The organism is Kitasatospora sp. NPDC034035, assembly GCF_055575755.1.
In genome coordinates, this window is the sequence record NZ_JBVISA010000021.1 from 171,335 (window position 1) to 182,675 (window position 11,341).

Consider the following 11,341-nt stretch of genomic DNA (forward strand, 5'->3'; position numbering starts at 1 on the left):
GCCCGGCGTCCCGGCCGGCCCCGGCCGGGACGCCCCTGCACCGACCCCACTGATTGGACAAGAACCGCCATGGCTAGCACTACGGCCACGCTTCTCGACGACGGCGCACGCCGGCTCGACACCCTGCTGCTGTCCCGGTGGGACGCCGCCCCGGAGCACCCCGCCGTCGTCGACGGCGACCGGGTGCTGCCGGCGGGCGAGGTCAGGGACCGGGCCGTGCGGGTGGCCTCGCTGCTGCGGGAGCGGGGTGTGCGCCCGGGCGAGCGGGTCGCGGTCTACCTGGAGCGCTCGGCCGACTTCGTGATCGGCGTGACCGGCGTCGTCCTCGCCGGCGCCGCCCAGGTCGCCTTCGACGTCAACGACCCGGTCGCCCGCACCCTCGACATGCTGGGCGACTGCCAGCCCCGGCTGCTCATCACCACCCCCGAACTGCGCTCCCGCCTCCCCGAGGGCCTCGCCGTCGAGGTGGTCACCGTCGCCGAGTGCGCGGCCGCCGAACCGGCCGCCGCCTTCGAACCCGCCGCCGACCTCGACGAACAGCCCGCGGTGGTCATCTACACCTCCGGCTCCACCGGCCGCCCGAAGGCCTCGCTGATCCCGCACCGCGCGGTGACCACCCGGCTGCGGGCGCTGCAGCGCGGCCACGGCCTCGGCCCGTCCGACCGGATGCTGCACCACACGGCGTGCAGCTTCGACATGTTCCTGATCGAGGTGTACTGGCCGCTCATCACCGGCACCACCGTCGTCATCGCCACCCCCGGCCGCCAGCGCGACGCCGACTACCTCGCCGAGACCATCCGTTCCGCGCAGATCACCGTCTTCTACTGCGTGGTCTCCCTGCTGGAGCTGTTCCTGCTGGCCCGCGGGCCCGAGGAGCGCTTCGACGGCCTGCGCCGCGTCCTCACCGGCGGCGAGGCGCTCGCGCCCGAGCTGGTCCGCCGCTTCCACGCCCAGTCCACGGCCCCGCTCACCAACCTCTACGGCCCGAGCGAGTGCACGATCTACTGCACCGCCTGGGTGCCCCCGCGCGACCCGGACCTGGACACCGTCTACATCGGCCCGGCCATCGAGGACACCACGCTGTGGATCCTCGACGAGGACGGCAAGCCGGTGCCGGACGGCGAGCCCGGCGAGCTCTACATCGGCGGCGCGGGCCTGGCCCTCGGCTACCTCAACCGCCCCGAGCTGACCGCGGAGCGCTTCGTCCCGGACCACCTCGGCGACGGCACCGGCCCGCTCTACCGCTCGGGCGACCTGGTCCGCACCCACCCGGTGGGCGGCCTGGAGTTCCTGGGCCGGATCGACCTCCAGGTGAAGATCCGCGGCTACCGGATCGAACTGGGCGAGATCGAGTCCGCCGCCCTGCGCGTGCCCGGCGTCCGGCAGGCCGCCGCGGTCGCCCACGGCCGCGGCAGCGACGCCCGGCTGGTCGGCTTCCTGGTGCCGCAGGCGGACGCCGGGCCCGAGGCCGTCACCGCCGCCGTGCGCGAGGCGCTGCGCGCGGCGCTGCCCCCGTACATGGTCCCGGCGTCGTTCGCGACCCTGGCGGCGATGCCGCTGACCGCCAACGGCAAGCTGGACCGCGCGCTGCTGACCGAGCGCGCCGGGGAGGTGCTGCCCAGCGTCGGCGCCGCCGCCGAGGCCAAGGCCCCGGCCGGCGACGACCTGGCCGGCGTGGTCACCGGGGTGTGGTGCGAGGTCCTCGGACTGCCCGCGATCGGCCCGGACGACGACTTCTTCGACATCGGCGGGGACTCCTTCAAGGTGGTGCGCGCGGTGCGCAAGCTGGAGGCGCTGCTCGGCGTCGAGGTCCCGATGGACCTCGCCTTCGACGAGCCCACCGTGACGGCCTTCACCGCCGCCCTCGCCGAGCACGGGGTGGCGGTGTCCGCCCGATGACGCCCCAGGTCGTCCGTTCCTTCGGCGAGCTCGACGCGATCGCCCGCGACCCGTCCGCCCCCGTCGTCACCCTGTTCAGCGGCGGGCTGGACAGCAGCTACCTGCTGCACCGCCTGGTCCGGGCCGGCGCCCGCAACGTCCACGCCGTCAGCGTCGACCTCGGCGAGGACGAGAGCAGCGAGCACAAGCAGCGGATCGCCGAACGGCTCGGCATCCGGCTCCACCTGCTCGACGGCCGACGGGAGTTCGCCGAGGACTTCGTCCGCCCGGCGATCACCGCGCACGCCGTCTACCTCGACACCCACCCGGTCAGCTCCACGCTCAGCCGGCCGCTGATCGCCAAGCTCGCCCTCGGCAAAGCCCGGGAACTCGGCGCCGCCACGGTGCTGCACACCGCCAACCGCTCGCAGAACACCCTGCGCCGGCTCAACGGAGCCATCGGCCTGCTCGGCTTCGCCGGCCGCTACGGCAGCCCGTACGACCTGGACCCGGTCGACCGGGAGCAGAAGATGCGCGAACTCAAGGAAGCCGGCCTGGAGCAGCTCAGCGGGCGGCTCGTCAGCGGCGACTCCAACCTGTGGTGCCGGGAGTTCGAGGCGGGGGTCCTCGACGACCCCGAGGACCACGCCGTGCCCGAGGAGCTCTACCGCTGGAGCGCGCTGCGCCCCGCCGAGGCCCCGGAGTCGGTCGAGGTCGCCTTCGAGGCCGGCCGGCCCGTCGCCGTCGACGGCCGGACCCTGCCGCTGACCGAACTGATCGACACCCTCAACCACCTGGTCGGCGCCCACGGGCTGGGCCGCTACAGCGGACTCGAACACCTCGACCACGGGCCGAAGGTGCTGGAGATCCGCGAGATGCCCGCCGCCTGGCTGCTGCTGCGCACCCGCCGCCACCTGGAGACCGCGACCCTCTCGGCCGAGCTGCTGCGGGAGAAGATCCACCAGGAGCAGCTGTGGGTGCGCGAGGCGCTGGAGGGCCGCTGGTTCGGCGAACTGCGCGAAGCCGCCGAGGCGTTCATCGACGTCTGCTCGGCGCGGGTCACCGGTTCGGTGCGCTGGCGGCTCGCGGCCGGCTCGGCCGAGACCCGGGCCATCGTCGCCGACCGGCCCCGTTACCTGCGCGACCGGGAGGCCTGGGAGCACCGCTCCGTCGCCGCCGAGCGGGCGGCGTTCACCCCGATCCGGCCTCAGGAGCACTGACCGTGGCACCTTCCGACACCAAGCCCCAGTCCTCGGCCTCGGCCCTGCCGGTGCTGCTGGTGGTCTACGGCCGCGGCTCGGCCACCCCGCGCGGCGTCCTCACCGCCGCCCGGCGGGTCTGCACCGTGGTCTTCTTCGGCGACCACGGCGACCCGAAGGCGGCCGCGGACCTGGCCCAACTGCCGAAGTCGGCCACCGTGGTGGACACCGCCGGCCTGACCGAGGAGCAACTGGGCGACCGGGCCGCCGAGTTCGGCGTCTCCGGGGTGATCACCTTCAGCGACCACCTGCTCCGCACGGCCGCCGCGCTGGCCGAGCGGTGCGGTGTGCCGTTCCACGACCGCGCCACCGTCGAGGTGCTGGTCGACAAGTTCCGGCAGCGCGCGGCGCTCGCCGCGGCCGGGGTGCAGTCCACCGCCTGCCGGACGGTCCGCTCCGCCGCCGACCTCGCCCCGGCGCTCGCCGCGACCGGCCTGCCCGCCGTCCTCAAGCCCCGCTCGGGTGCCGGCAGCGTGGACACCTGCCTGGTCCGCAGCGCCGCCGAACTGGCCGAGCGGTACGCCGAGTTCACCGACGGCACGGCCACCCCGGCGGTGTTCGTGCTGGAGGAGTACCTGCCCGGCGACCCCACCGTGGTGGGGGAGTTCTGGGGGGACTACGTCTCGATCGAGTCCGCGAGCAGGGACGGCGAGATCCACACCGTCGCGGTCACCGGCAGACTGCCGCCGGCCCACCCCTTCCGGGAGACCGGCTACTTCGCGCCCGCGCTGCTCCCGGGCAGCCTGGCCGAGGAGGTGGTGGCCCTGGAGCGCAGCGCGCTGCGTGCCCTCGGCATCCGCGAGGGCGTCACCCACACCGAGATCAAGTTCACCCCCGAGGGGCCGCGGCTGATCGAGGTCAACGGACGCCTGGGCGGGCACGTCCCGGACGTCCTCAAGCGCTCGGCCGGCACGGACCTGCTGGTCCTCGCCCTGCGGCTGGCCCTGGGCGACCTCACCCCGCCCGCACCGGTGCTCGGCCCGAGCACCGACTGCCCGGCCGTCGCCTTCCAGTACCTCCTCTCCCCGCCCGCCGACGGGCTCGCCCCCGGCGACCGCAAGCTGGTCGACGACCTCCATGCCGTCCCCGGCGTGGACCTGGTGGACACCCGGATCGACCCGGCCTGGCGAGCCGACTGGCGAGCCGGCACCGAGTGGCTGATCGGGACGGTCTACGGCTCCGCGGCCGGGCACGCCGCACTGCGGACCACCGTCGAGGGCATCCACCGCCGGATGGACGCCTTCTGGTCCTGAGGCCGCACCGCCCCGGAAACCGCCCCACCCCCACCGCACCATCCGACCGACCTCGCACCCCTGGAGTCAACGTGCCGCGGCGAATACGCACAGCCACCCACGCGGCGGTGGCAGCCGTCGTCTCCGGCCTGGTCCTCGCGCTGCTCGCGCTGGGCATCGGGCCGGTCCCCGCCCTCGGAACCGCCCTCGTCCCCGGGGCCGGAGTGTGGGACTCCGCCGCGGGCGCCGAACTCCCGCACACCGAGACCCTCCACCTGGCCGGACTCAGGGCGCCCGTCACGGTCGCCTTCGACGACAACGGCGTCCCCACCGTCAAGGCCGGCTCCGACGACGACCTGTTCCAGGCCCAGGGCTACCTGCACGCCCGGTTCCGGCTCGCCCAGCTCGACCTGGAACGGCGCGCGGGCCGCGGCCGGCTGGCCGAGCTGAACGGGCCGGCCGGCCTCGAATCCGACCGCTTCGAACTCCGGATGGGGCTGCTGCGCACCGCCGAGGCCGAATGGGCCGCCACCCCGCCGGACAGCCCGGCGGGCCGCGCCCTCACCAGCTACACCCGGGGCGTCAACGCCTGGATCTCCGAGCTGCGCCACAACGGGCAGTGGCCGACGCTCTTCTCCCTCACCGGCGTCTACCCCGCCGACTGGACCCCGGTGGACAGCCTGGTGATCCAGGAGGTCCTCACCCAGAGCATGGACTTCACCAGCACCCCGCTGGACTACGCGATCTTCCGGGACTCCCTCGGCGAGCAGCGCACCATGGACTGGTTCCCGGTCCACGCGCCCAACGACCAGCGCCCGTACGACCCCGGGCCGTACCGCGACCTCGGCGTCGCGCCGCTGCCCGCCAACGTCAACGCCGCCGGGCCCGAGGCCCCGGCCGCCGCGAACCGCTCGCAGCCGCGAACCGCACCCGTCGCGCCCACCGGCACGCCCGACCCCGCCGGGGAGGCCACCGCGGCCCGGACCCTGCTCGACACCATCCGCGCGCTGCCCGCCACCCAGATGCACACCTTCCCGGACAGCAACGCCTGGGTGGCGAACGGCCCGGCGACGGCCGGCGGCAACGCGATGCTGGCCGGGGACCCGCACCTGCCGATGACCCTGCCCTCGTACTGGTACCAGATCGCGCTCTCCTCTCCGGAGACCAACGCCACCGGCGCCAGCATGGCCGGCCTGCCCGGGGTGCTGATCGGCCGCAACGCCGACATCTCCTGGTCCCTGACGGACGCCCAGAACCAGTCGACCGTCTTCTACAGCGAGCAGACCAGCGCCGACCACCCCGGCCAGTACTTCTGGAACAACGCCTGGCACCCGATGCAGCGGGTGGAGTACACCATCCCGGTCCGGGGCGGGGACACCGAGCAGCTCGCCGTGGACCTGACGGTGCACGGGCCGGTGATCACCCGGGCCGGGCAGACCACCTCGGTCAGCTGGATGGGCAACGTCCCCTCCCCCGACCTGGCGGTGCTGCTCGCCATCGACAAGGCCCGCGACTACCGGGAGTTCCGCACCGCGCTGGCCGACTGGCACGCCCCCACGCTGAACTTCGCCTACGCCGACGGCGGCGGCGACATCGGCGTGGTCGCGGCCGGCTACTTCCCGCTCACCAAGGGCGGCAACCCCTGGTTCCCGCTGCCCGGCACCGGCGAGTACGACGTGGTCGGCGCCATCCCCTTCGACGCCACCCCGCAGGCCCACAACCCGCCGAACCACGTGATCGCGACGGCCAACCAGCGCCCGGTGTCGGCCGACTACCCGTACTACATCGGCACCTCCTTCAACGCCTTCGACAACGGCTACCGGGCCAACCGGATCTACCAGTTCCTGGAGAGCCACCCGGCGATGACCGCCGCCGACTTCACCACGCTGCAGAACGACACGACCGACTACCTCGCGACCGTCATCCTGCCGCACCTCAAGGAGGCGCTGGCCGGCACCGAGCTCGACACCCGCCAGCAGGCCGCGCTCGACGTCCTCGACCACTGGGACACCACCATGCGGCCCTCCGTCGCCGGCGGGCCGATCTGGTGGACCTTCTGGAACGACTACCTGCAGACCACCTTCCAGCCCTGGTGGGACCAGGCCAAGGTGCCGGTCGAGAGGGACCGCTGGTACCTCAAGGTGTCCAGCGCGCTGCCCAGCCTCGACGAGGACCTGGAGAGCTGGACCCTGCACGACCCCGCCAACCCGGCGTTCACCTCCCCCGGCGGCCCGGCCCGCACCGCGCCGGAGGCCATGCGCACCGCGTTCGCCCAGGCCGTCTCCGAGCTCTCCCAGGACCTCGGGAACGACCCCGCCACCTGGACCTGGGACCGGGTGCACACCCGGCAGATCCCCTCGCTGACCGGCGCCGACGCGCTCGGCTACGGCCCCGAGCCCGCCGAGGGGGACCGCTGGACCGTCAACGCGGCCGACGGCGGCATGAACTCCACCTTCGGCCCCAGCTGGCGCATGGTGGTCGACTGGAAGGGACCGGGCACCGCCACCGCCCAGGCCGTCTACCCGGGCGGCCAGAGCGAGAACCCGGCCTCGCCGTGGTACCGGAACTTCATCCCGTACTGGTGGGCGGGCCGTTCCCTGCCGCTGCTGATGGCCGCGGACCAACCTGCCTCCACCAAGGTGTGGACCCTGCGACCGGGAGCGTGAGCACCGTGACCGACCTTCAGAAGCAGTCCGCACCGCAGGAGTCCGCGGCGCCGGCCCCGGCCGACGGCGGCCGGGCCCTCGCCGAGCGGCTGGTGCTCCCCGCCGCGCTGGTCGGCGCCGGCGTCCTGGTGGCCGTCGGTTCGCTGTGGAGCCTGTGGTACCTGCCCTTCGCCGGCGGCCTGCTGATCGGCGCGGTGACGGCGGTCCGCGGCCTGCGGGCCCGCGCGGCGGTGCTGGTGGCGGCGATGGCCGCGCTGGCCGGCTGGGGCGCCCCGCTGCTGTGGCGCGTCGCGTCCGGCGAGGCCGTGGCCGGCACCGCCCGGACGGTGGCCGCCCTGGCCGGGTTGCCGGCGCTGGCCTCGCTGGTGGTCGCGATCACCCTGCTGATCGGCCTGGTCCAGGCGCTGCTGGGCGTCTGGCTCGGCCGGACGGCGACCGCGGCCCTGCGGCCCGGGCGGTGACGGCGGCGGACACACGACGGTGAGGTGACGACGGGACGAGGCGTCGGCGGTCCGAGGACCTGCCGGCGGACCTCCGGGCCGGGCCCGGTGCGCGAACTCCCGCGCACCGGGCCCGGCCCGTCTGGCGTGGCCCGGCCCGGCCCGGCCGGGGTCAGGACAGGACGGTCCAGCTCTGTCCGGCCGCGGCCGAGTTGGCCGGGTTGGTCATCCCGGTCGAGCCGGCGGTCGTGCCGGCGACGTCCAGGACCAGGCCGTTGCCGACGTTGGTAGCGGTCAGCGCACCGGCGCTGTTCTGGGTAACCTTCCACTTCTGCCAGGGGTTGTCGGCGGACGGGTTGAGCAGGTAGGCGCTGCCGACTCCGCCACCGCCGGCCAGCACGGCGTGTGTCTGGGCGGCGGTGTAGCAGTTGTCGGTGATCGTCACCGTGCCGTCCGCGTTCGGGGTGAACAGCCACTGCTGGGCGGCGCTGCCGCTCTGGTAGGCGTTGATGCCGGAGTTGCCGCCGACGGCGGCGTAGCAGCCCCCCTGGACCTCGAGCGCCTGGCCGCCGGTACCGCCGGCGCTGATCGCGTGGTACCTGCCGTCGCCGACGACGCTCGCCCGGGTGCCGCCGGAACCGGTGTCGCCGCCCATGCCGACGCTTCCGCCGGTGATGCGGTAGAGCGCGACGCCGTGCGCGGGGATCCAGTTGCCGCCGAGGGTGCCGGTGGTGGTGCCGGTGGCGCCGCTCCAGATCTCCCGGTAGCCGTAGCTGGAGCCGGTCAGGCCGAGGTCGGTGAAGCTCGCACTGGGCATGGCCCAGTTGTTCGGGTCCTGGTTGACCAGGGCGACGGCCAGGTCGCCGTTGGCCAGCCGGCGCTTGAGGATCACCGGCGCGGTCGGGGAGGAGGGCGCGCTGCCGACCAGGGTGGCGGGCTTGGCGAGGCTGTCCTGGTCGATGGCGATCATGTCGGGGTTCTTCAGGAGCGCCAGTGCGGAGGACTTGATGCCGGTGGACCAGGTGTAGCCGTTCGCGGTGTGCTGCGAGTCGGCCGCGGTGCGCAGGTCGGCGCCGGAGACGAGCGGGGCGGCCATCATCGACAGGACGGACAGTTCGGTGCGCGACTCGTCGTCGGTGAACGGCTTGTTGCCCTTGTAGGTGTCGGTGACGCCCCAGATGCCGTTGGTGTCCTGCCAGCCGGCGAACATCATGTCCAGGTCGTTCCAGCTGCCGGGGTGGACGTTGCCCGGGTACTTCAGCGCGGTCTGCAGCTGGCCGTTGTAGAGCACGCCGTCCAGTTCGCTGTCCCGGTCGCCGCCGATCCGGCACATGTTGGCGACCTGCCCGCACCACACGCCGGTGGGCGAGTAGCCGGGTGCCTGGTGCGGCTGGGTGCCGGCGGCCACGATCAGCGGGTCGGTGCGGGCCGGGTCGTTGGCGTTCAGCAGGTAGGGGATGCCGGTGTGCGCGGGCTGCGCGGACAGGCTGAGGGTCACCTTCGGCTTGCCCCTGGCGGCGGTCGCCGCGTCGAGGGCTCGCTGGAAGGTCTGCGTCCGGGCGTAGACGGACTGGGTGAGCTCCTTGCCCTCGCCCTGCGGGTAGTAGCTGTAGCCGTCGGGGCCGACGATCGTGGGGCCGTACGGGCAGTCGTCGTACTTGACGAAGTCGACGCCCCAGGAGACGAGGTCGTTGGCGTCGGTGCTCTCGTGGCCGAGGCTGCCGGGGTGGCCCTGGCAGGTGGTGTAGGTGTCGGTGGCGTAGAGGCCGAACTTCATGTTCTTGCTGTGGGCGTACCAGGCCAGGTACTGGATGCCGTTGACGGTCTGGCCGTTGACGCTCTGCGAGGGGAAGGTGTTCGGGTCGGGCACCAGGTGTCCGCTGGTGGGGTCGTTGCCGGTGCCGTCGGTGCCGGACACCGGATTGCCGTTGTTGTCGTACAGCTGCATGGCGTTGTCGGCGGTCTTCGCGAAGTCCGTCGTCTGGCCGTCGCGGTGGCGCATCGACCAGCCGTCGTCGATGGTGACGGTGTTGTAGCCGGCCTGGACCAGGCCGTTGGCGGACATGAAGTCGATGGTCTGCTTGACCTGGTTCTCGTTGACCTGGGTGCCCAGGCTGTTCCAGGAGTTCCAACCCATGGGCGGGGTCAGGGCGTTGCCGTTGCCCAGGGCCGCGGCCGGAGCAGCGGTGGCGAGGGCGGTGGCGCTGATGCCGGAGGCGGCGAGGGCCAGGACGGCCAGCATGCCGACGACGCGAGGTGGCGGTGTGCGCATGTGGGGGCTTCCCGAGAGGCGGGCCGGGACGGGCCGCCCGAAGGGCGGTCCTGAGCACGGCTGGTGGGGGTGCGGTGCTCTGAGCTCTGGCGCAGCGATGTGCTGATGGGGGGCACGTCGGCGCCGGCGGCACCGCGGTGGCGGGTGTGACGACAGCTCAGACAGTCGCCATCGGCGAGGCGCTGACGCGGCGAAACCGCTGGGCCGCTGGCATCGACGATAGTGTCATATGACATTTCACTGATCGGAAACCTACAAGAGTCAACACAACCGCCCATCCGAAGGCGGGCTCAGCGCAGTCGGCGGGCGCCGGCGGCGGGGAGGGCGGGGAAGACGTGGGGCTGCGCGTAGCCCGCCCGGTGGAAGGCCTCGACGATCGCGGCGGACACCGGGTCCGCGTCCGACTCGTCGACCAGGACGATGACCGAGCCGCCGAAGCCGCCGCCGGTCATCCGGGCACCACGGGCGCCGGCCGCCACGGCGGTCTCGACGACGAGGTCGGTCTCCGGGCAGGAGGTCCCGAGGTCGTCGCGCAGCGAGGCGTGTCCGGCGGTCAGCACGGCGCCCAGAGCGTCGAGCCGGCCCGCCTGCAGTAGCTTCACGGCCAGCCGGACGCGCTCGTTCTCGCTCACCACGTGCCGTACCAGCGGCCGCAGTTCGTCCGGGAGCCGGTCGAGGGCGGCGGCGAGGCCGTCCGGCCGGAGGTCCCGGAGGGCGGGGAGTCCGAGCAGGGTGGCGGCCCGTTCGCAGCCGGCCCGCAGGTCGGCGTACGCGCCGTCGCCGAGGTCGTGCTTGACCCGGGTGTCGACGACCAGCAGCCGCATCCCCTGGGCGGCCGGGTCCAACGGAATCGGATGCTGCGTCAGATCGCGGGTGTCCAGGTGGAGGGCGTGGCCCTCGGTGCAGCAGAGCGAGGCCATCTGGTCCATCACGCCACAGGGCACGCCGACGAACTCGTTCTCGGCCCGCTGCGTGATCAGCGCCAACTGCGGCCTGGTGAGCGAGAGTTCGTACAGATCGCGGTAAGCCAGGGCGACCGCGGCCTCCAGTGCCGCAGAGGAGGACAGGCCGCCGCCGCTGGGCACGTCACTGTCCACGTGCAGGTCGGCGCCGCCGACCGGGCAGCCGGCCTCGCGGAGCGCCCAGACCACGGCCGCCGGGTACCGGGCCCAGCCCGGCACCCGCTCGGGGGCCAGTTCGTCGACGGACAACTCGACCACCCCGCCGTCGCCCAGGGTGCTGTACAGCCGGAGCAGGCCGTCGCTGCGGCGGCGCGCGGTCACCCGCGCGGTGTGCGGCAGGGCGATCGGCAGGACGAACCCGTCGTTGTAGTCGGTGTGTTCGCCGATCAGGTTGACCCGGCCGGGCGCGGCCCAGACGCCGGTGGGGGTGGTGCCGAAGACGGATTCGAAGTCGGTCATGCGCCGACCTCCCTCAGGTGTCGGGCGGCCGCCTCGGGCGAGACGTCGTTGACGAAGGCGTCCATGCCGGATTCCACACCGGCCAGGTACTTGAGCTTGTCGGCGGTGCGCCGGATGGTGAAGAGCTCCAGGTGCAGGGCGAGTTCGTCCCGGTGGCCGGCGGGGGCCTGGTG

Annotated in this window: 7 protein-coding genes and 1 pseudogene; 5 read left to right on the forward strand and 3 right to left on the reverse strand. The window is 73.5% G+C overall.

Annotation, left to right across the window (positions count from 1 at the left end; genetic code table 11):
• Positions 1-69 precede the first annotated feature (69 nt).
• The 5 genes from ACZ52J_RS27715 to ACZ52J_RS27735 all read left to right on the forward strand — a co-directional run bounded on the left by ACZ52J_RS27715 (position 70) and on the right by ACZ52J_RS27735 (position 7,496).
• Positions 70-1,899 carry a non-ribosomal peptide synthetase gene (locus ACZ52J_RS27715; RefSeq protein ID WP_465622569.1) on the forward strand — a complete coding sequence of 610 codons (1,830 nt, stop codon included), beginning with the start codon at positions 70-72 and terminating at the stop codon, positions 1,897-1,899.
• Entirely contained in the window at positions 1,896-3,098 is a 1,203-nt protein-coding gene (locus ACZ52J_RS27720; protein ID WP_465622570.1) for an argininosuccinate synthase-related protein, read from the forward strand. The genes ACZ52J_RS27715 and ACZ52J_RS27720 overlap by 4 nt, the downstream gene beginning before the upstream one ends.
• 2 nt (positions 3,099-3,100) lie before the next feature.
• Positions 3,101-4,390: an ATP-grasp domain-containing protein gene (locus ACZ52J_RS27725; RefSeq protein ID WP_465622572.1), complete on the forward strand. Its 1,290-nt coding sequence runs from the start codon at positions 3,101-3,103 to the stop codon at positions 4,388-4,390.
• Positions 4,391-4,497: 107 nt separating this feature from the next.
• Positions 4,498-7,035, forward strand: coding sequence for a penicillin acylase family protein (locus ACZ52J_RS27730; protein WP_465622574.1), 2,538 nt, complete (start codon positions 4,498-4,500; stop codon positions 7,033-7,035).
• A gap of 5 nt (positions 7,036-7,040) precedes the next feature.
• Entirely contained in the window at positions 7,041-7,496 is a 456-nt protein-coding gene (locus ACZ52J_RS27735) for a hypothetical protein (RefSeq protein ID WP_465622575.1), read from the forward strand.
• Between the two features lie 151 nt (positions 7,497-7,647).
• On the opposite strand, the gene ACZ52J_RS27740 is transcribed toward ACZ52J_RS27735, so the two are convergent.
• The 3 genes and pseudogenes from ACZ52J_RS27740 to ACZ52J_RS27750 form a co-directional block, all read right to left on the reverse strand.
• Positions 7,648-9,747, reverse strand: coding sequence for an alpha-galactosidase (locus tag ACZ52J_RS27740; protein ID WP_465622577.1), 2,100 nt, complete (start codon positions 9,745-9,747; stop codon positions 7,648-7,650).
• A 290-nt stretch (positions 9,748-10,037) separates the two neighbouring features.
• The gene (gene galK, locus ACZ52J_RS27745) at positions 10,038-11,168 is read right to left on the reverse strand and encodes a galactokinase (protein WP_465622578.1); all 1,131 of its coding nucleotides are present in this window, start codon (positions 11,166-11,168) and stop codon (positions 10,038-10,040) included.
• Positions 11,165-11,341 (reverse strand): annotated as a pseudogene (locus ACZ52J_RS27750) (galactose-1-phosphate uridylyltransferase); the annotation flags it as partial. The pseudogene ACZ52J_RS27750 and the gene galK, both read right to left, overlap by 4 nt.